General features: G+C 70.2%; 23 protein-coding genes. 11 read left to right on the forward strand and 12 right to left on the reverse strand.

The features are described from left to right. Window positions 1-69: 69 nt before the first annotated feature. The 5 genes from ACY34M_RS12200 to ACY34M_RS12220 all read left to right on the forward strand — a co-directional run bounded on the left by ACY34M_RS12200 (window position 70) and on the right by ACY34M_RS12220 (window position 5,271). Complete coding sequence (locus ACY34M_RS12200) at window positions 70-768, forward strand: FadR/GntR family transcriptional regulator (protein WP_462718447.1); 699 nt, start codon at window positions 70-72, stop codon at window positions 766-768. Further along, a complete protein-coding gene (locus tag ACY34M_RS12205; protein ID WP_462718448.1) occupies window positions 765-1,538 on the forward strand; it encodes a creatininase family protein in 774 nt (257 codons plus the stop codon). Before ACY34M_RS12200 ends, ACY34M_RS12205 begins: the two co-directional genes overlap by 4 nt. Window positions 1,539-1,605: 67 nt before the next feature. Next, window positions 1,606-2,553, forward strand: coding sequence for a CE1 family esterase (locus ACY34M_RS12210; RefSeq protein WP_462718449.1), 948 nt, complete (start codon window positions 1,606-1,608; stop codon window positions 2,551-2,553). 15 nt (window positions 2,554-2,568) lie between these two features. Continuing rightward, a complete protein-coding gene (locus ACY34M_RS12215) occupies window positions 2,569-4,128 on the forward strand; it encodes an AbgT family transporter (protein WP_462718450.1) in 1,560 nt (519 codons plus the stop codon). A gap of 138 nt (window positions 4,129-4,266) precedes the next feature. Then, a complete protein-coding gene (locus tag ACY34M_RS12220; RefSeq protein ID WP_462718451.1) occupies window positions 4,267-5,271 on the forward strand; it encodes a glycosyl hydrolase in 1,005 nt (334 codons plus the stop codon). Here the strand turns inward: ACY34M_RS12220 and ACY34M_RS12225 are convergent. The 4 genes from ACY34M_RS12225 to ACY34M_RS12240 form a co-directional block, all read right to left on the reverse strand. Next, window positions 5,261-6,340 (reverse strand): LacI family DNA-binding transcriptional regulator, encoded by a 1,080-nt coding sequence (locus ACY34M_RS12225; RefSeq protein ID WP_462718452.1) that lies wholly within the window; start codon window positions 6,338-6,340, stop codon window positions 5,261-5,263. The genes ACY34M_RS12220 and ACY34M_RS12225 overlap by 11 nt on opposite strands. Beyond that, window positions 6,337-7,200 carry a carbohydrate ABC transporter permease gene (locus ACY34M_RS12230; protein ID WP_462718453.1) on the reverse strand — a complete coding sequence of 288 codons (864 nt, stop codon included), beginning with the start codon at window positions 7,198-7,200 and terminating at the stop codon, window positions 6,337-6,339. Before ACY34M_RS12230 ends, ACY34M_RS12225 begins: the two co-directional genes overlap by 4 nt. Further along, window positions 7,197-8,057 carry a carbohydrate ABC transporter permease gene (locus ACY34M_RS12235; protein WP_462718454.1) on the reverse strand — a complete coding sequence of 287 codons (861 nt, stop codon included), beginning with the start codon at window positions 8,055-8,057 and terminating at the stop codon, window positions 7,197-7,199. Before ACY34M_RS12235 ends, ACY34M_RS12230 begins: the two co-directional genes overlap by 4 nt. A gap of 99 nt (window positions 8,058-8,156) precedes the next feature. Further along, window positions 8,157-9,485 carry an ABC transporter substrate-binding protein gene (locus ACY34M_RS12240; RefSeq protein ID WP_462718455.1) on the reverse strand — a complete coding sequence of 443 codons (1,329 nt, stop codon included), beginning with the start codon at window positions 9,483-9,485 and terminating at the stop codon, window positions 8,157-8,159. A gap of 226 nt (window positions 9,486-9,711) precedes the next feature. Here ACY34M_RS12240 and ACY34M_RS12245 point away from each other — a divergent pair, with 226 nt between their 5' ends. Further along, complete coding sequence (locus tag ACY34M_RS12245; protein WP_462718456.1) at window positions 9,712-12,132, forward strand: glycoside hydrolase family 2 protein; 2,421 nt, start codon at window positions 9,712-9,714, stop codon at window positions 12,130-12,132. Further along, window positions 12,129-13,157 (forward strand): LacI family DNA-binding transcriptional regulator, encoded by a 1,029-nt coding sequence (locus ACY34M_RS12250; protein WP_462718457.1) that lies wholly within the window; start codon window positions 12,129-12,131, stop codon window positions 13,155-13,157. Before ACY34M_RS12245 ends, ACY34M_RS12250 begins: the two co-directional genes overlap by 4 nt. Before the next feature lie 2 nt (window positions 13,158-13,159). Here ACY34M_RS12250 and ACY34M_RS12255 read toward each other — a convergent pair whose 3' ends face one another. Beyond that, complete coding sequence (locus tag ACY34M_RS12255) at window positions 13,160-14,134, reverse strand: helix-turn-helix transcriptional regulator (protein WP_462718458.1); 975 nt, start codon at window positions 14,132-14,134, stop codon at window positions 13,160-13,162. Between the two features lie 94 nt (window positions 14,135-14,228). Between ACY34M_RS12255 and ACY34M_RS12260 the strand changes: the two genes are divergently transcribed. Together ACY34M_RS12260 and ACY34M_RS12265 are read left to right on the forward strand one after the other, a co-directional pair. Continuing rightward, complete coding sequence (locus ACY34M_RS12260) at window positions 14,229-14,624, forward strand: VOC family protein (protein ID WP_462718459.1); 396 nt, start codon at window positions 14,229-14,231, stop codon at window positions 14,622-14,624. A 203-nt stretch (window positions 14,625-14,827) separates the two neighbouring features. Next, a complete protein-coding gene (locus ACY34M_RS12265; RefSeq protein WP_462718460.1) occupies window positions 14,828-15,958 on the forward strand; it encodes an agmatine deiminase family protein in 1,131 nt (376 codons plus the stop codon). A 19-nt stretch (window positions 15,959-15,977) separates the two neighbouring features. On the opposite strand, the gene ACY34M_RS12270 is transcribed toward ACY34M_RS12265, so the two are convergent. The 3 genes from ACY34M_RS12270 to ACY34M_RS12280 all read right to left on the reverse strand — a co-directional run bounded on the left by ACY34M_RS12270 (window position 15,978) and on the right by ACY34M_RS12280 (window position 20,115). After that, complete coding sequence (locus tag ACY34M_RS12270; protein ID WP_462718461.1) at window positions 15,978-16,556, reverse strand: TetR/AcrR family transcriptional regulator; 579 nt, start codon at window positions 16,554-16,556, stop codon at window positions 15,978-15,980. Between the two features lie 62 nt (window positions 16,557-16,618). After that, a complete protein-coding gene (locus ACY34M_RS12275) occupies window positions 16,619-17,947 on the reverse strand; it encodes a class I SAM-dependent RNA methyltransferase (RefSeq protein ID WP_462718462.1) in 1,329 nt (442 codons plus the stop codon). A 122-nt stretch (window positions 17,948-18,069) separates the two neighbouring features. After that, entirely contained in the window at window positions 18,070-20,115 is a 2,046-nt protein-coding gene (locus ACY34M_RS12280; RefSeq protein ID WP_462718463.1) for an APC family permease, read from the reverse strand. 270 nt (window positions 20,116-20,385) lie between these two features. Between ACY34M_RS12280 and ACY34M_RS12285 the strand changes: the two genes are divergently transcribed. Together ACY34M_RS12285 and ACY34M_RS12290 are read left to right on the forward strand one after the other, a co-directional pair. Continuing rightward, complete coding sequence (locus ACY34M_RS12285; protein ID WP_306318136.1) at window positions 20,386-21,054, forward strand: potassium channel family protein; 669 nt, start codon at window positions 20,386-20,388, stop codon at window positions 21,052-21,054. Further along, window positions 21,054-21,725: a potassium channel family protein gene (locus ACY34M_RS12290; RefSeq protein WP_266715002.1), complete on the forward strand. Its 672-nt coding sequence runs from the start codon at window positions 21,054-21,056 to the stop codon at window positions 21,723-21,725. Before ACY34M_RS12285 ends, ACY34M_RS12290 begins: the two co-directional genes overlap by 1 nt. 76 nt (window positions 21,726-21,801) lie before the next feature. On the opposite strand, the gene ACY34M_RS12295 is transcribed toward ACY34M_RS12290, so the two are convergent. The 4 genes from ACY34M_RS12295 to ACY34M_RS12310 all read right to left on the reverse strand — a co-directional run bounded on the left by ACY34M_RS12295 (window position 21,802) and on the right by ACY34M_RS12310 (window position 26,384). Further along, on the reverse strand, window positions 21,802-22,593 hold the full coding sequence (locus ACY34M_RS12295; RefSeq protein WP_462718464.1) for a DUF3159 domain-containing protein: 792 nt from the start codon (window positions 22,591-22,593) through the stop codon (window positions 21,802-21,804). A gap of 3 nt (window positions 22,594-22,596) precedes the next feature. Continuing rightward, window positions 22,597-23,007: an OB-fold nucleic acid binding domain-containing protein gene (locus ACY34M_RS12300; RefSeq protein ID WP_385765766.1), complete on the reverse strand. Its 411-nt coding sequence runs from the start codon at window positions 23,005-23,007 to the stop codon at window positions 22,597-22,599. A 66-nt stretch (window positions 23,008-23,073) separates the two neighbouring features. Beyond that, window positions 23,074-23,757, reverse strand: a complete 684-nt coding sequence (locus ACY34M_RS12305) for a response regulator (RefSeq protein ID WP_462718465.1) — start codon at window positions 23,755-23,757, stop codon at window positions 23,074-23,076. Continuing rightward, a complete protein-coding gene (locus ACY34M_RS12310) occupies window positions 23,754-26,384 on the reverse strand; it encodes an ATP-binding protein (protein WP_462718466.1) in 2,631 nt (876 codons plus the stop codon). Before ACY34M_RS12310 ends, ACY34M_RS12305 begins: the two co-directional genes overlap by 4 nt. Window positions 26,385-26,523 lie beyond the last annotated feature (139 nt).

Below are 26,523 nucleotides of genomic sequence, written 5' to 3' on the forward strand. Positions count from 1 at the left end.
CGGGGCCCGCGCGGACAAGTCCGTGCACGACCGTTGACACCTTAACTGAGCAAGTGATCTATTCACTTTATGAGTTACGCCGATCAACCCTCGCTGTCCGAGCGCCTGGCGGACGACATCGTCGAGATCATCCGTACCGAGCGGCTCGGGCCCGGCGACGCCCTGGCCTCCTCGCGCGAGCTGGCAAAGCGGTTCGAGGTGACGACACCGACCGTGCGGGAGGCGCTGCGCCGCCTGGAGGCCATGCAGGTCGTGGAGTTCCGGCACGGTTCGGGGACGTACGTCGGGCCCGGCATCGAGCGGCGGCTGCTCGCCAATCCGCACCGGCCGCGCACCTCGCGGCGGTCCGTGCTCGAACTCGTCGAGGCCCGCCTCGTCGTCGAGCCGGCGGTGGCGGCAGAGGCGGCCCGGATCCGACTCCCGCAGGGCATCGAGCAGTTGGAGTTCGCCGCGGCCAACGCCCTGCTGCCGCCCGAGGAGTCGCTGCGCCGCTCCGTGCACTTCCACGTGGCGCTCGCGACGGCCAGCGGGAACGCGCTGCTGAAGGAGACCGTCGAGGCGCTGCTCCAGGTGCGCGCCCGCGACCAGATCGAGATCCGGCATCGCTACAACGACCGCGAGCGCGACCACACCGAGCATCTCCAGATCGTCGAGGCGGTCCGGGAGGGCGACGCGGCGGCCGCCGAGCGGATCACCCGCGAGCATCTGACCGCGATCCGGGACACCGTGCTCGGCGCCGAGTTCCCCGACGGAGGTGAGCGAGCGTGAGCACCGAACAGCCGTTGAAGCTGGCGGAGTTGACGACCGAAGAGGCCGCCGAGGCCGTCACCCGCGCGCCCGTCGTCATCATCCCGGCCGGCGCCTACGAGCAGCACGGCCCCGGCATGCCGATCGCCACGGACACCATCCGCGCCGAGCGGATCGCCGACCTCGTCGGGGCCCGGCTCGCCGGACGCGTGGTGATCGGCCCGCCGGTCCCGGTCGGCGTCTCGCCGCACCACATGGCGTTCGCCGGGACGGTGACGCTGACGACGACCACGTTCGCCGCCGTCGTGCGCGAGTACGTGGAGAGCCTGCGGCGGCACGGCTGGCGGCGCTTCCTCGTGCTCACCGGGCACGGCGGGAACAACGCCGCGCTGACCACCGTCGCGCAGGACCTGCTCGTGGCCCACCCGGACGTACGGTTCGCCTGGTCACCCGTGACCGCGCTCGCCTCCGGCGTGGTGGCGGGCATGGGGGTGAGCGAGGTGCACGGGCACAGCGGGGAGGCCGAGACCGCGCAAATGCTGCACCTCGCACCGGAGTTGGTGCACCGGGACCGGCTCGAGCCGGGGTCGGTCTCCCTCGACGGGCTGAAGCCCGAGGCCCGCCTCGCCCGCACCTTCTCGCAGCCGACGCTCACCCTCCCGTACGACGAGCTGAGCGCCAACGGCGTGCTCGGCGACCCGACGTCCGTCACGGCCGAGGACGGAAAGGCCATCGTGGACGCCGCCGTCGGGCGGGTATGCGCGTTCGTCGAGGAATGGCTCGACCTGTAAGCCCCTGCCCCACTCCGACTCACCCGACTTCCCCGACCCCCTGAGCAACCCTCATTTGGAGCCGCACATGAAGGGTCTACTTCGGCGTGCCTGCGTACTGGCCGCCACGCTCGTCGCCGTACCGTTCGCCCCGGCCCACGCCTCCCCGGCCGCCCACCCCACCGGCTGCGGCGCCCCCGCCCCGCAGCAACCCGGCACCAGCGCCCAGCACACCATGACCAGCGGCGGCCGCGAGCGCACGTACCAGCTGCACCTCCCCAACGGCTATACACCCGACCGCAGTTGGCCGCTGATCGTCGCGTACCACGGGCGCGGCAACACCGGCGCGGGCACCGAGGCGTTCTCGCGGCTCTCCACGCTGCCCGCGATCGTCGCCTATCCGAACGGTGTCGTCGGCACCGGCGACGGCGAGCGGCAGGCCTGGCAGGGCGCGCCGTACGCGGCGGCAGGCGTGGACGACGTCGCGTTCACCGGCGATCTCCTCGACTCGCTCGAAGGCGGGCTGTGCGTGAACGAGCGGCGGGTGTACGCGACCGGCAAGTCGAACGGCGCCGGATTCACGGGCCTGCTCGCCTGCCGGATGTCCGACCGGTTCGCGGCCGTCGCGCCGGTCGCCGGGGCCTTCTATCCGGGCACCCGCGAGGGCGGCTGCGACCCGAGGCGCCCGATGCCGGTCCTCGACTTCCACGGCACGGGCGACACCACCATCCCGTACGCGGGCGACGCCGAGCGCGGGCTGCCGGCCGTCCAGGACTGGGTGCGCGAGTGGGCCGACCGGGACGGCTGCCGCACCCGGACGCCCGACGAGGTGACCGAGCCCGACATCACGACGTCGCGGTGGACCGGCTGCGCGGGCGGCGCGGAGGTGGAGCACGTCGCGGTCACCGACGGCGGGCACACCTGGCCGGGCGCCGACGGCTACAGCGGCGGCGGATACACGACGCAGACGATCCAGGCCCACAAGGTGATGTGGGCGTTCTTCCGGAACCACCAACTCCCCGTCCCACCGCGTTAGTTCGGAGCCGCGATCATGACCGTACAGAGAGAGGCGCCCTCGCCCGCGGAGGCCGGGGCGGAGCGGCTGCCGCTCGTCCTGCGCGCACTCGGCGTCGTCGAGCGGGCAGGGAACGCGCTGCCGCACCCGTTCTGGCTGTTCTGGATCCTGTCGGCGGTGCTCGCCGTCGTCAGCGCCGTACTCGCCGGGCTCGACGTGTCCGTGGTGTCGCCCGCCGACCACAAAACGGTCGTCGTGCAGAACCTGCTCAGCGGCGACGGGCTCGCCATGGCGGTGTCGACGATGGTGTCGAACTTCGCCGAGTTCCCGCCGATGGCGACGATCGTGGTCGTCATCATGGGCGTCGCCGTCGCCGAGCGCAGCGGATTCCTGTCCGCCGCGATGAAGGTCGGGGTCGCGCGGGTGCCCGCGTCGTGGGTGGTGTTCGCCGTCGCGTTCGCCGGGACGGTGGCGCACGTCGCGTCGGCCGCCGCGTACATCATCCTGGTGCCGCTCGGCGGGCTCGCCTTCCGTGCCGTGGGCCGCTCGCCGATCCTCGGCATCGTCGTGGCGTACACGTCGATCGCCTCCGGCTACGACGCGAGCCCGGTGCCCACGCCGAACGACGCGATCTTCGCGGGCATCACGACGGCGGCGGCGAAGATCGCCGGTGGCGACGGCGCGTACGTCTCGCCGCTGTCCAACTGGTTCTTCAACATCGCCTCCTCCCTGCTCCTCGCGACCGTCATCACGCTGGTCACGCGCTGGGTCCTCAGCAAGCGGCCCGACCTCGACCCGGATCCCGACGCCGACGTCGAGGACCTGGGCACGCTGGACCTCAGCGAGCGGGAGCGGTCCGCGCTGCGCCGGGCCCTGCTCGCGCTCGGCGGCGGTCTGGTGCTGGTCGTGGCGGCCCTCGCGCCCACGTCGTCCCCGCTGCGCGGGGACGGCGGCAGCATCGTCGAGTCGCCGTTCATCGACGGCATCGCGGCGGTCGTGGCCGTCCTGTTCGCGCTCACCGGCATCGTGTACGGGGCGCGCTCGGGGTCGACCGCGAAGCCCGGCGACGTACCGAAGCTGATGGCGGCGGGCGTGAAGCAGATGGCGCCGGTGCTGGTGCTGTTCTTCGCGATCGCCCAGTTCCTCGCCTACTTCGACTGGACGCACATCGGCGATGTGCTCGCGGTGCGGGCGGCTGAGCTCCTGGAGCACAGCGGGATGCCGATCGTCGTCGTCTTCCTGCTGATCCTGCTTCTGCTGACCGTCGTGAACGTCATGGTGACCAGCGGCTCCGCGATGTGGGCGCTGGCCGCGCCGGTCCTCGTACCGATGCTGATGCTGGCGCACGTGCCGGCGGAGACGACGCAGGCCCTGTTCCGCATCGCGGACTCCGGGTCGACCGCGATCACCCCGATGAGCCCGTACTTCGTGATGGCCCTCGGCTTCCTCCAGCGCTACCGCAAGGACGCAGGGCTCGGCACGCTCGCCGCGTACACGCTGCCGCTGGCGATCGCGATGACGGCGGCATGGACCCTGCTGTTCCTGGCCTGGTGGGCACTCGGGATTCCGCTGGGGCCGGGGGCGCCGGTGCGCTGATCCCCGTTTACAAAACGTCGAGTAAACATTCCCGTCGACAGCTCCCGGGAAGCGGCGAAAGTCATTGACGGGCGCCGGAATTGCCGCCACCGTCTTGGCGACAAGCATTCCGACCATTTCTTGGGAGCTGGGACACCCATGAAAAGAATCAAGCACTGCGTAGCCTTCCTCGTGGCGGCCGCAGCCGTCGCCGCGGGACTCTTCGCCTGGCCCGCGACACAAACGGCACAGGCATTCCCGCCGAGTTCCAAGCAGACCGTGCTCAATTACTTACGGTCCGTCTCCGGAAACCACATCGTCTCCGGTCAGCACAACAAGGAACCAGCAACCGCCCCGAGCCAGTACACGGCGCAGGTCCACGACGTCACCGGCCAGTACCCCGGACTGTGGGGCGGCGACCTGATGTTCAACGCCACGGACGTGGCGAACCGGCAGCGGGTGGTCGACCAGGCGAAGACCGAGTGGAAGAACGGCTCGCTGGTGGCGCTGACCTGGCACGTCTGCCCGCCCACCGGCGGCAGCAGCTGCGCGTTCGAGGGCGGCGTGAAGTCGAACATCTCGGACGCGCAGTTCTCCCAGCTCGTCACCGGCGGCAGCGCGCTGAACACGGCGTGGAAGAAGCGGCTCGACGAAGTCGTGCCGTATTTGCAGCAGTTGAAGGACGCCGGAGTGCCGGTGCTCTTCCGGCCGCTGCACGAAATGAACGAATCGTGGAACTGGTGGGGCCACCGCCCCGGCGCGAACGGCAGCGCAAAGCTCTACCAGATCACCCGTGACTATCTGGCCGGCACCAAGGGTCTCGACAATCTGATCTGGGTGTGGAACGTCCAGGACAATCCGGCGGGCGGCTGGAGCAGCTACTATCCCGGCAGCCAATACGTGGACGTCGTCTCACTCGACGCCTGGTACAAGAATTACCCGAGCTCCGCCGACTACTCGCAAATGCGGAGCATCGCCGGATCCAAGCCCATGGCCATCGCGGAAATGGGCAAGATGCCGAACGCCTCGCTGCTGACGAGCCAGCCCCAGTGGGCCTGGTTCATGATCTGGTCCGAGCAGCTGCGCGGGAACAACACCAACGCCGAGATCCAGTCGACGTACTTCGACTCCCGGGTCCTGAACCAGGGCGAACTCACGCTGTAGCCCCGGAGGCCGAACCACGACGAGCCCTCGTGCCCCGCGGCGGCGCACAGCTGCCGCGGGGCACGAGCACCGGCATCGCGACAGGTTCCGAGGAAGGGTTGCGGCGGTGGACCACGTCGAAGAGACGGCGCGTGGCGTCGGCTCCGAAGCCGAAGACGTCGTGGCTCATGGCGGACAGCGGCGGGGCCGTGAGCCGGCACAGCTGGGAGTCGTCCCAGGCGATCAGGCTGACGTCCTCCGGTACGGCCAGGCCCAGTTCGGCGGCGACCGCGAGCCCGGCGACGGCCATGATGTCGTTGTCGTAGACGACCGCCGTGGGCCGTCGCGCGGAGCCGAGCAGCCGGCGGGTAGCGCGGGCGCCCTGCTCGGCGGAGAAGTCGGTGGTGACGCTGCGGGCCGGTTCGAGGCCGAGGTCGCAGACGGCCGCGTTGAGCGCGGCGGTGCGCAGGACGGTGTGGCCGAGCGCCGGATGGCCGCCGATCCGGGCGATCCGCCGGTGCCCGAGCCCGGCGAGATGGCGCACGGCCTCCCGTACGGCGGTCTCGTCGTCGGTCCACACCGAGGTGTAGCCGCCGGTCAGGGACGGATGGCCGACGGCGACGGCGGGCAGGCCGATCGCCCGCAGTGCGGTGATCCGCGGGTCGTCGTGCTGGATGTCGACCAGCAGGGAACCGGCGATGCGGCGGGAGTGCCACCACTGCCGGTGCACGGCGATCTCCCGCGCGGTGTCCCGTACGAGGTGGAGGAGGAGCGAGCAGCCGTGCTCCTCCAGGACCGACTCGGCGCCGGCGATGAACTCCACGTAGAACGGCTCCAGTTCGAGCTGCCGCGCGGGGCGCGCGATGACGAGCCCCACGGTGTCCGCCGCGCCGGTCGCCGTCCCGGACAGCTTGCTCGGCGTCCGGTGCGGCGACCAGCCCAGTTCGGCGACGGCCGCCATGATGCGGCTGCGTGTGGCGTCGGAGAGGCCGGGGCGGTTGTTGTACGCGAGGGACACCGCGCCGCGCGACACCCCGGCGCGGGCCGCCACATCGGTGATCGTGACGCGTCGTGCGGGCCGCCCGGTCATTTCGTGGCACCCGCGGCGAAGCCGTTGTAGATGTAGCGCTGGAGGAAGAGGAAGACGAGCAGCGTCGGCAGGATCACGAGGATCGCGCCGGCGGAGATGTCCTCCCAGTGCGCGCCGAACGGCCCCTTGAAGCGGAACAGCGCGGTGGAGATCGTGCCGTGTTCCTCGGACGGCATGTAGAGGAACGGGATGTAGAAGTCGTTGTACGTCGTGATGCCCTTGATGATGACGACGGTGGCGATGGCCGGCTTGAGCAGCGGCAGGATGATCTTCCGGTAGACGGTGAAGGTGCTGGCGCCGTCGAGCCGGGCGGCCTCGTCGAGCGAGACGGGGATGCCCCGGATGAACTGCAGGAAGATGTAGATCGACACGATGTCCGTGCCCATGTAGAGCAGGATCGGCGCCCACCGCGTGTCGAACAGGCCGAAGCTGTTGACCACTTGGAAGGTGGCGACCTGCGTCGTCACCCCCGGCACGAGCGTGGCGAACAGGAACAGCGCCATGACCGTCTTCTTCAGCCGGAACTCGAAGCGGTCGATCGCGTACGCCGTCATCGAGCCGATGAGCACGGTGCCGGTGATCGAGAACAGCAGGATGAACGCCGTGTTCCCGAACGCCGTGAGCATCCGGCCGTCGCGGAAGGCGGTGACGTAGTTGGAGAGGTTCAGCCAGTCGTCGGGCAGGCTGAACACGCCCCCGCCCTCGGTGAGTTCGTGCGAGGACTTCAGCGACGTGAGGAACACGACGACGAGCGGCACCAGGACCACGAGGGAGGCCACGACCAGCGAGAGATAGGTGAGCGCCGTGCCGAGGCGCGGGCGCCTGCGGGCCGCCCGGCCCACTGCGGGAAGCGCGGTCATACGAGGTCCACCTCCTCGTCGGGCACCAGTCGGCGCTGGATCCACGTGATCAGCAGGATGATCAGGAGCAGCACCACGGCACAGGCCGAGGCGAGCCCCGTCTTGTTGAACTGGAAGGCGAGCTTCACGGTCTGGATGACGAAGGTCTGGGTGCCGGTCGCGCCGCCGGTCATGATGTACGGGATCTCGAAGACGGAGAGCGAGCCCGAGATCGCGAGAATGACGCTGAGGCCGATGACCGGCTTGATGCCCGGCGCGATGATGTGCCGGAACTGCTGCCGGCGGCTCGCGCCGTCGAGCTGCGCCGCCTCGTACAGCTCCCCCGGAATCGACTGGATCGCGCCGAGGAAGAGCACGAAGTTGAGTCCGGTGAAGCGCCACACGGACACCCCGGCGAGCGAGGTGTTCGCCGACTCCGCGTCACCGAGCCACGCGTGGTCACTGCCGACCCCGAACCACGAGAGCACCGAGTCGAGGGTGCCGCCGCCCTGGAAGAAGTACAGGAAGACGAAGCCGATGGCGACGCCGTTGATGAGGTAGGGGAAGAACAGGATGCCCTTGAAGAGATTGCGGAAGCGCAGGTCGAAGCTGAGGACCGTCGCGAAGTAGAGCGCGATCGCGATCTGCACGGCGGACGCGGCCAGGTAGTAGAGGCTGACGGCGAACACCTTGAACAGCTCGGGCCGCGTGAAGAGCTGGGTGTAGTTGTCGACCCCGGTGAGGTTCCGGTCGGGACTGACACCGTCCCAGTCGGTGAAGCTGTAGTAGAGCAGATTCCCGACGGGGACGTACGTGAAGGTGATCAGCAACGCGAGCGGCACGAGCAGGAAGAGCCAGGGGGTGACGCGGGCGAGCATTTTGAGCCCCTGCGGCGATTGAGCAGCGGGGTCCGGGGCGGAGCCCCGTGTCGTAGGAACGGCGGGCGTCACACTGGACTTGGCGTCAAAAACCACGACTCACCCACCCGCACCAGCAGCCGCGTCACCCCACCGCTCGTCCAGCTCCGCGAAGTACCCCTCCAACGACCCCTTCTGCGCACCCCGCGCGATGTCGACGAGCTTCTGCCGGTAGTCCGGCTTGCCGAGCCCGACCTCGGACGCGTTGTCGACGGCGTTGACCTGCCCGGTCTTCGCCTCCGAGCGCTCGATGTACTTGACATCGTTGTCCTCGTAGGGCTTCAGGGTGGCCGGCATCGGCGCGGCGCGCAGGGCGGAGACGGCGCCCTCCTTGGCGGCGTAGCCGGACTTCTCGGTGAACCAGTCGATCCAGGCGCGGGCGGCGGCCTTGTGCCCGGAGTGGATGTTCACGGCCTGCTGGTAGTCGGAGAGCAGGGTGGCGCAGAACCGCCCGTCCTTTTGTACGGGGAACGGCATGAACCCGATGTCGTCCGGGTTCTCGCCGGCCTTCTTCGCGGCGTCCTGCATCTGCGTGATGGCCCAGGAGCCGAGCAGCATGCTCGATATCTTGCCCTTGGCCAGCAGGTTCTTGGAGTTCTCCCAGTTCGTGGTGGTGGGGTCCTGCTCGGCGTACTTGTCGTGGACGATGTCGTGGAGCAGCGTGTCGATGACGTCGAGGTCGCTGCCCTCCGCCCACGGGCGCTTGTCGGTGGCGAGCTTGTCGTTGGCCAGGGCGTCGCAGCTGACGGAGCCGACGGAGTTGGACCAGGGGCTGCTGAGCGGCCAGCCGTCCTTGAAGTTGGTGTAGTACGGCACCGAGTCGGTCTTCCCCTTGACCGCCTTGAGGTCGGCGAGGAACTCCTGCGGTGTGGTGGGCCATTCGGTGACGCCGGCCTTCTTCCACACGGCCTTGTTGTAGAGGACGCCGTTGACGGTGCCGAAGCTGGCGACGCCGTACGTCTTGCCGCCGACGTCGGTCTTGTCGGTGAACCGGTACTTCTTCTTCAGCTCCGAGGTGCCGCCGAGCGGGGCGAAGAACTTGGGGTAGTCGTTCTTGGCGATGACGCCGGGGATCATCAGCACGTCACCGTAGTTCTCGGTGTTCATGCGGATCTTGACTTCGCCCTCGTAGTCGGTGATGCCCTCGAACTTGACCTTCACCTTCGGGTACGTCCTGTTGAACTCGGCGGCGTACTTCTTCATCGCGCCGCTCTGCACGAGGTCGGTGCGGTGGGTCAGGACGGTGATGGTGCCCGACACGTCCTTGGGGTCGGTCGGCGCCTTCGCCTCCCCACCCGTTCCCGCGCTCCCTCCGCTGCATCCCGCGGCGGCGAGCATCGCGGTGGCGAGCAGTGCGACGACCAATGGCTTGCTCGGCTTCTTCCTCATGTGCCCCACTCCTTCGAGGGTTCCCTTTGAGGGTTGACGGCTCCGGCCCAGCGGGCTGACGGCACTATGGCAGCGATCCGTGAACCGGTAAAGCCCTTTGCTCCAGGCTGAGTTCAATCTGTTTGATAGGTGGTGGTGGAAGGGGACTAGACCGGTTCACAAATCCGGAGTTAGGTTGGCGCGGATCCCGAACTCGGGCCGCCGCATGTCCGATTGGAGTCGCACTATGAAGGACGCCGTCCAGCTCGGCGAGGGCTGGAGCCTCGACCACGACGGGACCGAGGTCCCCGCCCGTGTCCCCGGCTGTGTCCACACCGATCTGCTGGCCGCGGGCCTGATCCCGGACCCGTACATCGGCACGAACGAGCACGAGGTCGACTGGGTGGGCCGGCGCTCCTGGACCTACACCCGCATCCTGGACGCGACTCAAGGCCCCTACGAGCGAGCCGACTTGGTGTTCGACGGCCTCGACACGGCGGCCCGCATCACTCTCGACGGACAGCCGCTCGGCCGCACCCGCAATATGCACCGCTCCTACCGCTACGACGTCACCGGACGCTCCGGCGAGCTGCGGGTCGAGTTCGCGTCCGCCTACGAAGAGGCGGACGCGGTACGGGCGTTGACGGGCGAGCGGCCCAACGTCTATCCGGCGCCTTCCCAGTACATCCGCAAGATGGCCTGCGCCTTCGGCTGGGACTGGGGCCCCACGGTGGTGACGGCGGGCGTGTGGCGGCCGGTGCGCCTCGAACGCTGGTCGGCGGCGCGCCTCGCACAGGTCCGCCCCCTGGTGACGGTGTCCGGTACAACAGGGCGCGTGGAGCTGCGCGTTGAGGTCGAGCGCACCGAGAGGGGCGCCGGACGACCGCTGACGGCGCGCGCCTCGGTGGCAGGCGTGGAAGCGCACACCACCTTCGACGGCGACACGGCCGCACTCGTCCTGGACATCCCCGACGTACACCTGTGGTGGCCGCGCGGGTACGGCGAACAGCCGCTGTACGACGTGGAGTTGACGCTCCTGGACGGCGCCTCGTCGCAGGAACTGGACGTCTGGCGCCGCCGCGTGGGCTTCCGCACCGTCGAGGTCGACCAGAGCGCCGACGACCACGGCACCGGCTTCACCTTCGTCGTGAACGGCGTACGGATCTTCGTGCGCGGCGTCAACTGGATCCCCGACGACGCCCTGCCCTCCCGCCTCACCCCCGAGCGCTACCGCACCCGCCTCACGCAGGCCGCCGAGGCCAACATCGACCTCGTACGCGTCTGGGGCGGCGGCATCTACGAGGACGACGCCTTCTACGACGCGTGCGACGAGCTGGGCCTCATGGTCTGGCAGGACTTCCCCTTCGCCTGCTCCGCCTACCCGGAGGAGCAGCCGCTGCGCGGCGAGGTGGAGGCGGAGGCGCGGGAGAACGTGGTGCGCCTGATGCCGCACCCCAGCCTCGTCCTGTGGAACGGCAACAACGAGAACCTGTGGGGCTTTCGCGACTGGGGCTGGGAGGACGCGCTCGCGGGAGACTCCTGGGGCGAGGGCTACTACCTGGGCGTACTGCCGCGCGTGGTGGCCGAGTTGGACCCCACGCGCGCGTACACCGCGGGCAGCCCCTGGTCCGGCTCCTGGGACCACCACCCCAACGACCCCGCCCACGGCACGTACCACCAGTGGGAGGCCTGGAACCGGCGCGACTACACCGACTACCGGACCGACGTCCCGCGCTTCGTCTCCGAGTTCGGCTGGCAGGCGCCGCCCGCTCTGGCCACGCTGCGGCGCGCTCTTCCCGGCGAGCGGCTCGCCCCCGACTCCCCCGGCATGCTGCACCACCAGAAGGCGGAGGACGGGAACGGGAAGCTCCAGCGCGGCCTGGAGCGTCATTTCGCCTCGCCCGACGGCGACTTCGACCGCTGGCACTACCTCACGCAGGTCGTGCAGGCCCGCGCCGTCGCCACCGGCATCGAGCACTGGCGGGCCAACTGGCCGCGCTGCGCGGGCACGATCGTGTGGCAGCTCAACGACTGCTGGCCGGTCAGCTCCTGGTCCGCGGTCGACGGCGACGGCCGCCTCAAGCCGCTCCACCACGAACTGCGCCGACTGTACGCGGACCGGCTGCTGACGCTGCAACCGGCCGGTGGTGGCGACGGTGCCGTACCGGAGCTGGTCCTCTCCAACCTGGGCGCCGCCCCCTGGTCCACCACCGTCACACTGCGCCTGATGCGCGCCGACGGGACGGTGGCCGGACAGACCCGCCTGGAGGCGACTGCGGGGGCACGCGAGGTGGTGCGGGTGCCGGTGCCGCGCGAGCTCGTGCCCGCGGCCGGCTCGGCGAAGGAGTTCCTGGTGGCGGACGCGGACGGCTCGCGCGCTCTCCACTTCCCCGTACGGGACCGGGAGTTCGGCTACCCCGAGCCGCGCTTCACGGTCGTGGTCGAGACCGTCGGCGGGGACCCGGATACAGTCGACGTCGTGGTGACCGCCCAGACCCTCGTACGCGACCTGCTGCTCCAGCCCGACCGGGTCGCTCCGCACGCGCGCGCGGACCGGGGCCTGATCACGCTGCTGCCCGGCGAGCGGGCCCGGATCCGCCTGACCGGCGCGGGCGGGGCGGGAGCCAACACCGTCCGCGCCGCCCTCTTCTGCGTGGAACCGGCGTGAGCGCCCCGATCAGGAACGTCACCATCAAGGACGTCGCGGCGGCGGCCGGGGTGTCCAAGGGCGCGGTGTCGATCGCCTTCAACCAGAAGCCGGGGCTCTCCGAGGCGACCCGCGAGCGGATCTTCGCCGCCGCACGGGAGTTGGGCTGGGCGCCGAACGCGTCGGCGCGCAGCCTCTCCCGGCGCACCACGGACACGATCGGCCTCGCGCTGTGCCGTCCGGCGCGGCTGCTCGGCCTGGAACCCTTCTACATGGAGTTCATCTCCGGCATCGAGAGCGTCCTGGCCGAGCACTCCTGCTCGCTGCTGCTGCGCCTGGTCAGCACGCTGGAGGAGGAGATCGCGCTGCAACAGACGTGGTGGCGCGAACGGCAGGTCGGCGGCAGCGTGCTGGTGGACTTCCACCAGGACGACCCGCGCGTGGAACCGCTCTCCCGGCTCGGTCTTCCGGCCGTCGCGGTCGGCCACCCGGACCTCACGGGCGGCCTGCCCTCCGTGTGGACGGACGACGCCACCGCGATGACGGAGGCCGTGCGCTATCTCGCGGCGCTCGGCCACCACAGGATCGCCCGCGTCGGCGGCCCCGCGGACCTCGGGCACAGCGCGATCCGCGAGGAGGCGTTCCAGTCGACGCTGCGCGGGCTCGGCCTCGACCCGAGCCTGCACCTCAACACCGGCTTCGCGGACGAGGAGGGGGCCAGGGCCACCCGCTCGCTCCTGCTCCGCCCCGACCGGCCGACCGCGATCGTCTACGACAACGACATCATGGCGGTGGCCGGGCTCGGGGTCGCCGCCGAGATGGGCGTCGCGGTGCCCGACGACCTCTCGCTGCTGGCGTGGGACGACTCGCAGCTCTGCCGCCTCACCCACCCCACGCTCTCCGCGATGAGCCACGACGTGCACAGCTTCGGGGCGAGGGTCGCCCGCGTCCTCTTCGACATCATCGCGGGCACCCCGGCCACGCCGGGCCCGGCCCCGACCCCGTCCCTGACCCCTCGGGGGTCGACGGCGCCGCCGCGAGGGTGACGTCAGGTCCGACGGGCGTACGAGGCGAGACGCCCGGCGAACTCGCCGACGAGGTCACGGAGTTCGGCGGGCCGCTCGACGACGAACGGCCGGTCGAGCGAGGCGAGTACGGGCGGCAGCCAGTCGAGCCGCTCGGCCCGTAGCTCGACGCGCCGCCAGCTCTCGGACTCCGCGGGACCTGGCTCGTCGAGGACCGCGACGCTCGCGGGAAGGCGGGCGCGGATCTGCTCGACGGTGCCGTGGATCCGCAGAGTGACCTCGTAGCGGTACGCGGCCGTGGCGAGCGCCGACAGCACGCGCTCCGCCGGTTCGGGCCCATCGGGCGCCTCGAACGTGCCGGTCAGGGCGCGCGCGTCCGCGATGCGGTCGAGCCGGAAGGTCCGGTCCTCGCCGATCCCGGCGTCGTGCCCGGCGACGTACCAGCGGCTCGCGTGGGCGACGATCCCGTACGCGTGCAGCGTGCGCTCGCTGCGCCGCCCCTGGCCGTCGACGTAGCGGACGGAGACGGGCCTGCGGTGGCGCACCGCGTCGGCGAGCGTGAGCAGGACGCCTGCGTCCGGGGCGGGGGATTCCGGGGTGCCGTCGGTGAAGGCGAGCGAGTCCAGGAGCGCGTCGAGCCGCCGGGCGAGCGGCTTGGGCAGTACCCGCCGGATCTTCGCCGCGGCCGTCTCGCTCGCGGTGTCCCCCGCCGCCGTCAGCCCAGACCGGCGACCGGCGATCAGGCCGAGCAGCACGGCCAGCGCCTCGTCGTCGCCGAGCATGAGCGGCGGCAGCCGGTGTCCGGGACCGAGCCGGTACCCGCCGTAGCGGCCGCGCACCGACTCCACGGGAACGTCGAGGTCGATCAGGTGGTCGACGTACCGCCGCACGGTGCGCCCGTCGACGCCGAGCCGGTCGGCGAGTTCGGCGACGGTGCGGGTGCCGCCGGACTGCAACAGCTCCAGGAGGGTGAGCACGCGGCCGGTGGGTCGGGACATGCTCGCAGGTTAGCGCGTATACCGGACCGATTCTGTCCGCTATTGCTCCTAGCCTGCGAAGCACCCGACCCCACCCACAGCTCAGGGAGACCCCATGGACTTCGTCTCGATCCGCATCATCACCGGTGACGTCGCACGCCTGGTCGCGTTCTACGAGCGGGCCACCGGCGTGAAGGCGGCGTGGGCCACCGAGGACTTCGCCGAACTCCGGACATCCCACGGCACACTCGCGATCGCCGGCACCCGCACGGTGCCGCTCTTCGCCCCGGGCTCGGCCCGTCCCGCGGCGAACCACAGCGTGATCATCGAGTTCCGCGTGGCCGACGTCGACCGCGTCCACCGGGACCTGGCCGACCACGTGACGGACTTCGTCAACGGCCCCACCACGATGCCCTGGGGCAACCGCTCCCTGCTCTTCCGCGACCCGGACGGCAACCTCGTCAACTTCTTCACGCCGGCAAGCGGGGCGGGACGGGCGACTGTTAACTGAAATTTCAGTCAGCCTGGCCACTCTAAGACCGGGACATAAAGCTGCATAAAGCGTGAAAGTGAGTCGACCGGCGACTGGGCGTCGCCCATCCACCCGTGGTTTCGCCAACCACACCACCTCTTTGACTGAATTTTCAGTCTGTGCCAGAGTCGAGGAAGCGACGATGGATACCTCGCCCCCCACCGCGATCAACGGAGCTCCCCGTGTCTCCTCCTCTCCCCACCCGCCGCACGGCCCTGCGCACGCTCACCGGAATCGGTGCCGTCGCCCTCGGCGCCTCGGCCTGCGGCCCCGGCGACAAGGCGGCGGGCGCCACGAGCACGGGACTTCGTATGGGTGCCGAGTGGGAGAGCCACGCACGTACCTTCATGTCGTGGCCCGCGCTGGAGTCCGTATGGGGGGAGGACCTCCCCTACGTACGCGAGGACATCGCCCGCGTCGCCCGTGCGGTCGCGGAGTACGAGTACGTGGTGATGATGGCCCGGCCCGGCCAGCAGAAGGCAGCCCAGAAGGCGTGCGGGCGCGACGTCGAGGTCATCCCGCTGGAGGTCGACGACCTGTGGGCCCGCGACACCGTGCCGGTGTTCGTGGAGGACGACGGCAAGGTCACCGGCGTCGACCTCAACTTCAGCGGCTGGGGCAACAAGCAGGTGCACACCAACGACGCCCGTGTGGGCGCCACGCTCCTGGCGCGGTACGACATCCCGCGCCGGAAGGCTCCCCTGGTCGCCGAGGGCGGCTCCTTCGAGACCGACGGCGAGGGCACCCTCCTCATCACCGAGAGCTCGATCGTCAACGACAACCGCAACCCCGGAAAGAGCCGGGACCGGATCGAGGCCGAGATCAAGCGGACGCTGGGCATCGAGAAGGTGATCTGGCTGGCCGGCGTGCGCGGCCAGGACATCACCGACGCGCACGTGGACAGCCTTGTCCGGTTCACCGCGCCCGGCGTGGTGCTCCTGGACACGGCGCACCCCGACACGCCCCCGGACTCCTGGTCGCGCTCGTCCGACCAGGCGAGGGCCGTGCTCAGCAAGGCGACCGACGCGAAGGGCCGGCCTTTCGAGATCATCGATCTGCCGCAGCCCGACCTCTACGAGATCACCGGCGAGGGCGACGACTTCGTGTCGACGTACGCCAACTTCTACGTCGCCAACGACTCGGTGTTCCTGCCCAAGTTCGGGGACCGCAAGGCCGACAAGCGCGCCCGGAGCATCGTGCAGGAGCACTTCCCGAAGCGCGACATCGTGCAGGTGCGGATCGACGCCATCGCCTCCGGTGGCGGCGGCATCCACTGCTCGACGCACGACGAACCCGGCAAGCCGGTCGACTGACTCGCGGTGGTGCGCGCCGTCAGCGGCCCAGTCGTTCGACCTCGGCTTCGACGGCCTCGCTCATCAAGGTCCGCGCGTGGGCGATCTGGAGCATGCCGCTGAGCCAGCGCATACTCAGCCCCTCCAGAAGGGCGGTGAGCCGCTCGGCGGCAGTCGCGAGGGACGCCGCCGAGGCCATGGGCCGGACCTGCCCCAGCAGTGCCGCCACGTCCTGGACCCACACCAGGGTGGCTCTCGCGAGGTCTTCACGCAGGACTTCGTCGAAGACCGCGCTGGCGCGCAACTCGCCCCAGGCGCTGCTGTTCTCCCTGACCTCGGTCGTGTCCTGGAGCTCCCGCAGCAGCGTCTGTTCCAGTTCCTCCCGCGGGCCGAGCGGTTCCCCGTCGGGATCGGCATGGGTCGTGTAACGCTCGGCCCGGTCGCTGATGAACTCCAGCGTCTTGCGCAGGACTCCGGTGCGGTCCTTGAAGTGGTAGTAGATCAGCGCGGTGGAAACGCCCGCCTCTTCGGCCAGTTCCTCCACGCGCAGACCACGGACCCCGCGCCGGGCGATCACCCGGGCTGCGGCTTCGAGGATCTGAGTGCTGCGAGATGCCATGGCCCGAACCCTATCCGGCGCCTTTCACCGGTGGAGTCACGCCCTTCGAGCCGGAACCCAGGTCAGGACCCCTTCGTCGCCGGCTCCAGAATCGCCACGCACTCCACGTGGTGCGTCATCGGGAACAGGTCGAACGCCCGCAGCGTCCGCACCCGGTACCCGCCCTCCCGGAAGTACCCCAGGTCCCGGGCCAGCGCCGCCGGGTCGCACGCGACGTAGGCGATGCGGCGGGCGCCGAGGGTCGTGAGGTGGGAGACCGTCTGCTTGCCGGCGCCCGCGCGCGGCGGGTCCAGGACGACGAGGTCGACCTCGGAGATGCCGGTGCGCGGCAGGACCGACTCGACCTTGCCCTGCTCGATGCGGACCCGGTCGAAGGAGTCCAGGTTGTGCCGGGCGTCCTCGACGGCGCGCTTGCCGGACTCGATGCCGAGGACCGCGCCCTTGTCGCCGACCCGGTCGGCGAGCGCGCCCGCGAACAGGCCGACACCGCAGTACAGGTCGAGCGCCATGTCGCCCTTGCGGGGCAGCAGGCCCTGCATGACGGCGCGCATCAGGGTGTCCGCCGCCTTCGGGTGGACCTGCCAGAAGCCGCCGCTGCCGACGCGGTACGTCCGGTCGTCGGCGCGCTCGCGCACGAAGGGGCGGCCGTGGACGCGGTGCACGCCGCCGTCCTTCTCGCCGACCCGCATCACGGAGACCGGCTTGTCCAGCTCGACGATCGGCAGGCGCGCGCCCGGCTTGGGCGTGAGGATCACCTGGCGGTCCTGCGAGCCGCTCGCCGCGATCGCCTCGATGGACTCCATGCCGGACCAGTCGCGCTGCTCGATGCCCAGCTCGGAGACGCCCTCGGCAGCGATCATGCAGTGCTCGATCGGCTCGACCTCGTGCGAGCGGTGGCGGCGCAGCCCCGCGTTGCCGTCGGCGTCGACGGCGTACTGGACGCGCGTGCGCCACTGCGGGACCTCGCCCGCCGGGAGCTTGTCGCCCTCGGCCGGCATGACCGTGCCGTCCCAGCCGGCCTCCTCGGGAGTGAGGCCCGCGAGGCGCTTCAGCTGCTCGGCGATGACCTCGCCCTTAAGGCGGCGCTGGGCGCCGGGCTTCGCGTGCTGCCAGTCGCAGCCGCCGCAGCGGCCGGGGCCCGCGTACGGGCAGGGCGCCTCGACGCGGTCCTTGGACGCCTCCAGGACCTCCACGGCGTCGGCCCGCAGGAACCGCGCGCCCTCCTCGCCGTCGGTCACCCGCGCCACGACCCGCTCGCCGGGCAGCGTGTGCCGGACGAAGAGGACCTGGCCCTCCGCGGTGCGCGCGATGCAGTGACCGCCGTGCGCGACGGGGCCGACCTCGACCTCGTACTCCTCCCCCACCAGTGACTTCGTCGGTTCTGCCTGCATGGCGGGGGCTCCAGTACGTAAGGGGGAAGTTCGTCCGCGTCGCGGCCGCAGCAGAGCGGCCGGACAACAGCCGTCCAGTTTACGTGGCTGTCGCCCGGCCGCTCACCAGGGCACGCTTGCGCCTACTTGGAGCTGGGCTCCTTCGGGCGCTTCTCGACCGGGCCGCGGCGCACGGCGCCCGGCGCGTTCCACTCGGACCGCCTGCGGGCCCGCTTCTTCGCGGCCTCGGAGGACTCCAGCTGGTACGGCACGGAGGTGACCATGATGCCGGGCGTGAAGAGCAGTCGGCCCTTCAGGCGCAGTGCGCTCTGGTTGTGCAGCAGGTGCTCGTACCAGTGGCCCACGACGTACTCGGGGATGATCACGCTGACCGCGTCGCGCGGGGACTCCTTGCGGAGGTTCTTGACGTACTCGATGATCGGCCGGGTGATTTCCCGGTACGGGGAGTCAAGAACCTTTAGCGGCACGTCAATGCCTCGACGCTCCCACTCGTCCCTCAACGTCTTCGTCTCGGCCGGATCAACATTGACGCTGAGCGCTTCAAGGGTGTCCGTGCGCATCAGCTTCGCGTACGCCAGCGCACGCAGCGTCGGGCGGTGGATCTTCGACACGAGGACGATGGAGTGCACGCGCGAGGGGCGCACGCTGTCGTCCGTCGGGACCTCCGGGGCGGCGATCTCCTCGGCGACCCGGTCGTAGTGCTTGCGGATCACGGTCATCGTCACGAAGAAGATGCACATGCCGAGCAGCGCGACCCAGGCGCCGTGCGTGAACTTCGTGAGGAGGACGACCACGAGGACCAGGCCGGTGAGGAACGCGCCGAACGTGTTGATCGCGCGGGAGCGGATCATGTGGCGGCGCTTGGCGGGCTCCCGCTCGGTGGCCAGGTGCCGGTTCCAGTGCCGCACCATGCCGATCTGGCTGAGCGTGAACGACACGAACACGCCCACGATGTAGAGCTGGATCAGGCGCGTCGAGTCGGCCCCGTAGATGACGACCAGGAGGGCCGCCGCGCCCGCGAGCAGCACGATGCCGTTGGAGAACGCGAGGCGGTCGCCGCGGGTGTGCAGCTGGCGCGGCAGGTAGCGGTCCTGGGCGAGGATCGAGCCGAGCAGCGGGAAGCCGTTGTACGCCGTGTTGGCCGCGAGGAAGAGGACGAGGGCGGTGGCGGCCGCGAGGATCAGGAACATGAAGCTGCCGCCGCCGAAGACGGCCTCGGCGACCTGCGAGATCACCGGGTCCTGCACGAAGCCGGAGCCGACGGCCGCACCGTTGTGGATCAGGTCCTTCGCCGGGTTCTCGGCCATCCGCACATCGGTGACGAGGGCGAGCCCGATGATGCCGCAGAACATGGTGACGGCGAGGCCGCCCATCAGGGCGAGCGTGCTCGCCGCGTTCTTCGACTTGGGCTTGCGGAACGCCGGGACACCGTTGGAGATCGCCTCGACGCCGGTGAGCGCCGCACAGCCGGAGGAGAAGGCGCGCAGCAGCAGGAAGACGAGCGCGATGCCCGCGATTCCCTGGTGCTCGGCCTTGATGTGGAAGCCGGCGGTGGGCGCGTGCATGGTGTCGCCGAGGACGAGCCCGCGGAACGCACCCCAGGCGATCATGATGAAGACGCCGGCCACGAAGACGTACGTGGGGATGGCGAAGAGCTTCCCCGACTCCTTCACACCGCGCAGGTTCATCAAGGTGAGCAGGACGATGACGACGACCGCGCAGAGCACCTTGTGCTCGACCACGAACGGGATCGCGGAGCCCAGGTTCTCGATGCCGGAGGAGATCGACACGGCCACGGTGAGGACGTAGTCGACGAGCAGCGCGCTCGCGACGGTGAGCCCCGCCTTCGGGCCGAGGTTGGTGTTCGCCACCTCGTAGTCGCCGCCGCCGCTGGGATAGGCGTGGACGTTCTGGCGGTACGAGGCGACGACCGTGAACATCAGCACGACGACCGCGAGCGCGATCCAGGGGCTGAAGTGGTACGCCGACACGCCCGCGATGGAGAGGACCAGCAGGACCTCGCCGGGCGCATACGCCACGGAGGACAGCGGGTCGGAGGCGAAAACGGGGAGTGCGATGCGCTTCGGCAGGAGCGTTTCGCCCAGCCGATCACTGCGCAGTGCGCGCCCGATCAAGATCCGTTTGGGCACGTCGGTCAGTTTGGACACGCAGAGGATCGTAAGCGTTCGAACGGGGGGCCGCCCACCCACCACCCCCATTCAGCTTCGTGCTCTGTGCCACGCCTCCGGCGATCTCGCCGCCTACGCGGAGGACGAGTTCCCTTACAGAGCCGATACGGTGGTCCACAGCGCGAGCCGCATAGCTGCCCGCACCGTGCCCAGGATCGAGCCGCACCGGCTGGACCGAGCTGCGAGAGAGAGACATGAGCAGGACGTTTACGCAGGTCAAAAGGCCTATGAGGAGTGCGGGGTAGGGCCGTGCATATCGTGATCATGGGCTGTGGCCGAGTAGGGTCCCAACTCGCCCAGACCCTGGAGCAGCAGGGCCACACGGTCGCCGTGGTCGATCAGGACCCGACGGCGTTCCGTCGCCTGGGTTCGGGTTTCGGCGGCCGTCGCGTCACCGGAGTCGGTTTCGACCAGGACACCCTGCGCGAGGCCGGCATCGAGGAGGCGGGCGCCTTCGCCGCCGTCTCCAGCGGTGACAACTCGAACATCATCGCCGCGCGCGTGGCGCGCGAGATGTTCGGCATCGAGAACGTGGCGGCGCGCATCTACGACCCCCGCCGCGCGGAGGTCTACCAGCGCCTCGGCATCCCGACGGTCGCCACGGTCCGCTGGACCGCCGACCAGATGCTGCGGCGTCTGCTGCCGTCCGGCGCCGAGCCGCTGTGGCGCGACCCCACCGGGGGCGTCCAGCTCGCCGAGGTGCACGCGTCGGAGTCCTGGATCGGCCAGAAGATCAGCCGCCTCCAGGAGGAGACGGGCGTGCGCGTCGCGTTCCTGACCCGGCTCGGCGAGGCGATCCTGCCGACGTCGCAGACGGTGCTGCAGGAGGGCGACCTGGTGCACGTGATGATGCGCACGGACGACGTCGAGAAGGTCGAGGCGGCGTTCGCCGAGGGCCCTGAGGAAGGCGGTCACTGATGAGGGTCGCCATTGCCGGAGCCGGGGCGGTCGGTCGCTCGATCGCGGGCGAGCTCCTGGAGAACGGCCACGAGGTGCTCCTCGTGGACAAGGCGCCGACGGCCATCTCGGTCGAGCGCGTCCCGCAGGCGGAGTGGCTGCTCGCCGACGCCTGCGAGATCACCTCCCTGGACGAGGCGGCGCTGCAGCGCTGCAACGTGGTCATCGCGGCCACCGGCGACGACAAGGTCAACCTGGTCGTCTCGCTGCTCGCGAAGACCGAGTACGGGGTCCCGCGGGTCGTCGCCCGCGTCAACAATCCGAAGAACGAGTGGCTGTTCAACGAGTCGTGGGGTGTGGACGTCGCCGTCTCGACGCCGCGCCTCATGTCGGCGCTCGTCGAGGAGGCGGTCAGCGTGGGCGATCTCGTCCGCCTGCTCCGCTTCAGCCACGGCGACGCGAACCTGGTGGAGCTGACGCTCCCGGAGGAGTCGGCCTTGGCCGGCACCCGGGTCGGCGACGTCCAGTGGCCGCAGGACACGTCCCTCGTGACGATCATCCGCGGCACCCGCGTCCTGGCCCCCAGCGCGGAGGACTCGCTGGAGGCGGGCGACGAGCTGCTGTTCGTCGCCGCGCAGGCGCGCGAGGAGCAGCTGGAGGATCTGCTGTCGGTGCGGCGCGAGGACGCGTAAGCGGGACAGAACGAAAGGGTGTGGCCCCGAGCGGTGCTCGGGGCCACACCCTTTTTCTACGCGTTCTCCAGGAGGATCAGACCTCGCGGCGGTGCCGCGCGCCCCCGCTGTCGGCGCGGGCGGCCTCGGCCTTCTCGCGGTCGGCCTCCTTCTCGCGCTCGGCCGCCTCCATCTCCGCGAACACGTCGATGGGCGCGGGCGCCTTCGCGAGGAAGACCCAGGTGAGCCACACGGCCAGCAGGAACGGCGGAATCTTCAACGCGACGAGCACCCAGCCGAATTGGGTGTTGGCCGAGTCCGTGTCCGCCCAGAAGTACATCGGGAACAGAATCGCGCACTTGGCCAGAAGGATCAGGCCCCAGGCCCAACTCGCCTTCGCGTACGCCTTCTTGCGGCCGGGGTTGCGCGTGCGCCAGGACAGGTTCTCCTTGAACACGGGCCCGAGGATCAGGCCGATCAGGGGCACCCCGCACAGCGTCGTGACGATGTAGGCGAGCGCGAGCCCCAACGTGTAGAGCATGCCCGGCAGATAGAACGCCTTGGCACTGCCGGTCATCATCGCGAAGACGACACCGAAGGCGACGCCGAAGACGCCACTGAAGGCGTGCTTGACGGTGTCCTTCATGACGAGGCGCACGGCGACCATGACCAGGGACACCGCGAGGGCCGCGATGGCCGACATGTGCAGGTCCTTGTTCACCGTGAAGATGCTCACGAAGAGCAGGCCCGGCAGGACGGTCTCCACCATGCCCCGCACGCCGCCGAAGGCCTCGAAGAGCGCGGCCTCGGTCACGGCCTTGTCCGTGCCGTCCTGGCCGCCGTCCTGGCCTGTGGGTTCGCGGTCGGTCGGCTTGTCGAGGGACGTCACCGGCTACTCCCGTCCGAGCGGTCTGAGTTCGTACTTCGGATTGAACAGCACCCTACGGCCCCGACTCATCGAGATCCGCCCCGAAGCTATGAGCTTGCGCCCCGGCTCGATCCCGACGATCGAGCGCCTGCCGAGCCACACCACGTCCACGGCTGCCGAGCCGTCGAACAGCTCGGCCTCCAGCGCGGGAACTCCGGCGCGTGGTCGCAGGGTTACCGTGCGCAACGTACCAGTAACGGTGACCATTTGTCGGTCCGTACAGTCGCCGATGCGTGTACAGCCGGTGGTCTCCGAGTCCTCACGCAGCTCCTCCGACTCCAGGTCCTCCTGGGAACTGGACAGCCGATCGAGCATGCGCCGGAACCGGCCCGCCGGCTTCTCGGACGCCCTGTCGGAGCGAGGAACAGCACTCATACTGGAAGCGTACCTGGGCCCTGTGACACGGTCGTACCGGCTGGTGTACCCCGCTTCGGCACGCTCTCACCGCTCGAATCTGTACCCCATTCCGGGCTCCGTGACGAAGTGCCGGGGGTGCGAGGGGTCGGTCTCCAACTTGCGGCGCAGCTGTGCCATGTACACCCGCAGATAGTTGGTCTCCGTCCCGTACGAGGGCCCCCACACCTCTTGCAGCAGCTGCTTCTGGCTGACCAGGCGGCCCGTGTTGCGCACCAGGACCTCCAGCAGGTGCCATTCGGTCGGGGTCAGCCGCACGTCGTGCCCGCCCCTGTTGACCTTCTTCGCGGCCATGTCGACCGTGAAGTCGGAGGTCTCGACGATCCCCTCGTCCTCGGTCCCGCCGGTGGGTTCGGCCCGCCGCACGGCCGCCCGCAGCCGGGCGAGCAGCTCGTCCATGCCGAAGGGCTTGGTCACGTAGTCGTCGGCGCCCGCGTCCAGTGCCTCGACCTTCTCGTCGGACGAATGCCGCGCCGACAGCACGAGGATCGGTACGCGGGTCCAGCCGCGCAGCCCTCTGATCACCTCGACGCCGTCCATGTCGGGCAGCCCCAGGTCGAGGACGATCACGTCGGGGTGGCGGGCGGCGGCGAGCTGCAGCGCCTGCGCACCGTCCGTGGCGGCGTCCACCTCGTACTTGCGCGCCTTCAGGTTGATGACGAGGGCGCGCACGATCTGCGGCTCGTCGTCGACCACGAGCACCCGGGTCATGCGTGCCTGCCTCTCTGGGGTCCAGCTGCCTGTACGGCGGTCTGTGCGGCTGTCTGTGCTGCCGTTTGTTCGGCTGCCTGTACGGCTGTGTGTTCGGCCTCCGGGGCCGGGTCCGGGGTGGGGCGGGACGCGGCCCGCAGGGTCAGGACCATGGTGAGCCCCCCTCCTGGAGTGTCCTCCGCGCCGAGCGTGCCTCCCATGGCCTCCGTGAAGCCGCGCGCCACGGCGAGCCCGAGGCCCACACCGGCGCCGCGCGGAGCGTCACCGTAGCGCTGGAAGGGGGCGAAAATCCGGTCCTTGGCCTCGTCCGGGACGCCTGGCCCGCGGTCCACCACGCGCAGCTCGACGCGGTCGCCGAGCGCGCTCGCGGAGACGAGGACGGGCTGGTCGGGCGGGCTGTACTTGACCGCGTTCTCGACGACGTTGGCGACGGCCCGCTCCAAAAGCCCCTTGTCGACGCTGACCATGGGCAGCGTCTCGGGTACGTCCAGGTCGACGCTGAGGTCCGGGTCCGGCACGCCGACCAGCGCCATCGGCACGACCTCGTCGAGGTCGATCTCGCGGATGAGCGGGGTGACGGTGCCGGTCTGGAGGCGCGACATGTCGAGCAGGTTCCCGACGAGGTGGTCGAGCCGGTCGGACCCCTCCTCGATCCCGGCGAGCAGTTCCGCCTGGTCCTCGGGCGACCAGTCGACGTCCTCGGAGCGCAGGGACGACACCGACGCCTTGATGCTCGCCAGCGGGGTGCGCAGATCGTGCGAGACGGCGGCCAGCAGGGCCGTGCGGATCCGGTTGCCCTCGGCGAGCGTGCGGGCCTGGTCGGCCTCGGACTGCAGCCGCTGGCGGTCGAGCACGACGGCGGCCTGCGCGGCGAAGGCGGCGAGCACGCGCCGGTCCTCCGCGGGCAGCACGCGCCCGGTCAGGGCGAGCGCCATGTGGTCGCCGACCGGCATGTCGACGTCCGCGTCCTCGGGCCGCCCGAGGGACTGCTGGCCGACGCTCGCCGCGCAGGTCCACGGCGCGGTGTCGCCCTCCCGCTCCAGGAGCGCCACGGACTCCATCGCGAACGTCTCGCGTACGCGTTCGAGCAGCGCCTCCAGGCTGGTGTCGCCGCGCAGCACGCTGCCCGCCAGGAAGGAGAGGATCTCGGACTCGGCGCGCAGCCGGGCGGCCTGGTGGGTGCGCCGCGCCGCGATGTCCACGACGGAGGCCACGGACACCGCGACCCCTACGAAGATGACGATGGCGACGATGTTGCGGGGGTCGGCGACGGTCCACAGGTGCAGGGGCGGCGTGAAGAAGTAGTTGAGCAGCAGCGAGCCGAAGGCGGCCGAGGCAAGCGCGGGGAGCAGTCCGCCGACCAGGGCGGCGGCGACCGTCAGCGACAGGAACAGCAGCATGTCGTTGGCGAGGCCGAGGTCGCTGTGGGCGTGCGTGAGGATCAGCGCGAGCAGTGCGGGGCCGCCGATGCCGGTCAGCCAGCCCCAGACGATCCGGGAGCGGCCGAGCCGGGCGCCGCGGGCGACGGGCAGTCCGCGCCCCTTGGCGACCTCGTCGTGCGTGACGATGTGGACGTCGAGGTCGGGTCCGGACTCGCGGGCGACGGTCGCGCCGACGCCGGGGCCGAACATGTACTGCCAGGTCTTGCGCCGCGAGGAGCCGAGGACGATCTGGGTGGCGTTGACGCCGCGGGCGAACTCCAGAAGGGCGGCGGGGATGTCGTCGCCGATGACGTGGTGGAACGTGCCGCCCAGGTCCTCGACCAGGGTGCGCTGCACGGCGAGTTCCTTGGGCGAGGCGGCGGTGAGGCCGTCGCTGCGGGCGATGTACACGGCGAGCACCTCGCCGCCCGCGCCCTTCTCGGCGAGCCGCGCCGCGCGCCTGATCAACGTACGGCCCTCGGGTCCCCCGGTCAGGCCGACGACGATGCGCTCGCGGGCCTGCCAGGTGGAGCGGATGTTGTGCTCGCCCCGGTACTCCTGGAGGTACTCGTCGGCGCGGTCGGCGACCCACAGGAGAGCCAACTCCCGCAGCGCGGTGAGGTTTCCGGGGCGGAAGTAGTTGGAGAGCGCCGCGTCGACCTTGTCGGGCTTGTAGATGTTGCCGTGGGCCATGCGGCGGCGCAGCGCCTGGGGCGACATGTCGACGAGTTCGATCTGGTCGGCACGGCGGACGACTTCGTCGGGGACCGTCTCCCGTTGACGTACACCCGTGATCGAATCAACCACATCGCCGAGTGACTCAAGATGCTGGATGTTGACGGTCGATATGACGTCGATGCCCGCACCAAGCAGTTCCTCGACGTCCTGCCAGCGCTTGGCGTTGCGCGAGCCCGGCACGTTCGTGTGGGCCAGCTCGTCGACGAGGGCGACAGCGGGGGCGCGGCGCAGCACGGCGTCCACGTCCATCTCGTGGAAGACGGTTCCCCGGTACGCCAGCTCCCGGCGCGGCACCCGCTCCAGGCCGTGCAGCATCACCTCGGTACGCGGCCGGTCGTGGTGCTCGACGAACGCCACCACGCAGTCCGTGCCCCGCTCCACACGGCGGTGCGCCTCCGACAGCATCGCGTACGTCTTGCCGACGCCCGGCGCCGAACCGAGGTAGATCCGAAGCTTCCCGCGTCCCATGGCCTCATTGTCTTCCCGTGAATGCTCCACGCAGCGTCGAGCCTACGGCCAGGGACCTACGCAAATGGGACGGACGGCGGCCGGGCGGGTGGCCTTGACGCAACCCTGATGCCCCCGAGACACGCGAGGCCGGGGCCGC

It is taken from the genome of Streptomyces sp. EDA2-14, from assembly GCF_054963755.1.

Bases quoted from the DNA above. Each gene is read 5' to 3' on its own strand.
- ACY34M_RS12300 (WP_385765766.1), bottom strand. From the start codon at position 23,007: ATGAGTGCTGTTCCTCGCTCCGACAGGGCGTCCGAGAAGCCGGCGGGC.
- ACY34M_RS12310 (WP_462718466.1), bottom strand. From the start codon at position 26,384: ATGGGACGCGGGAAGCTTCGGATCTACCTCGGTTCGGCGCCGGGCGTC.
- ACY34M_RS12240 (WP_462718455.1), bottom strand. From the start codon at position 9,485: ATGAGGAAGAAGCCGAGCAAGCCATTGGTCGTCGCACTGCTCGCCACC.
- ACY34M_RS12305 (WP_462718465.1), bottom strand. From the start codon at position 23,757: ATGACCCGGGTGCTCGTGGTCGACGACGAGCCGCAGATCGTGCGCGCC.
- ACY34M_RS12225 (WP_462718452.1), bottom strand. From the start codon at position 6,340: ATGACCGGGCGGCCCGCACGACGCGTCACGATCACCGATGTGGCGGCC.
- ACY34M_RS12210 (WP_462718449.1), top strand. From the start codon at position 1,606: ATGAAGGGTCTACTTCGGCGTGCCTGCGTACTGGCCGCCACGCTCGTC.
- ACY34M_RS12260 (WP_462718459.1), top strand. From the start codon at position 14,229: ATGGACTTCGTCTCGATCCGCATCATCACCGGTGACGTCGCACGCCTG.
- ACY34M_RS12290 (WP_266715002.1), top strand. From the start codon at position 21,054: ATGAGGGTCGCCATTGCCGGAGCCGGGGCGGTCGGTCGCTCGATCGCG.
- ACY34M_RS12270 (WP_462718461.1), bottom strand. From the start codon at position 16,556: ATGGCATCTCGCAGCACTCAGATCCTCGAAGCCGCAGCCCGGGTGATC.
- ACY34M_RS12220 (WP_462718451.1), top strand. From the start codon at position 4,267: ATGAAAAGAATCAAGCACTGCGTAGCCTTCCTCGTGGCGGCCGCAGCC.
- ACY34M_RS12215 (WP_462718450.1), top strand. From the start codon at position 2,569: ATGACCGTACAGAGAGAGGCGCCCTCGCCCGCGGAGGCCGGGGCGGAG.
- ACY34M_RS12230 (WP_462718453.1), bottom strand. From the start codon at position 7,200: ATGACCGCGCTTCCCGCAGTGGGCCGGGCGGCCCGCAGGCGCCCGCGC.
- ACY34M_RS12275 (WP_462718462.1), bottom strand. From the start codon at position 17,947: ATGCAGGCAGAACCGACGAAGTCACTGGTGGGGGAGGAGTACGAGGTC.
- ACY34M_RS12235 (WP_462718454.1), bottom strand. From the start codon at position 8,057: ATGCTCGCCCGCGTCACCCCCTGGCTCTTCCTGCTCGTGCCGCTCGCG.
- ACY34M_RS12200 (WP_462718447.1), top strand. From the start codon at position 70: ATGAGTTACGCCGATCAACCCTCGCTGTCCGAGCGCCTGGCGGACGAC.
- ACY34M_RS12245 (WP_462718456.1), top strand. From the start codon at position 9,712: ATGAAGGACGCCGTCCAGCTCGGCGAGGGCTGGAGCCTCGACCACGAC.
- ACY34M_RS12255 (WP_462718458.1), bottom strand. From the start codon at position 14,134: ATGTCCCGACCCACCGGCCGCGTGCTCACCCTCCTGGAGCTGTTGCAG.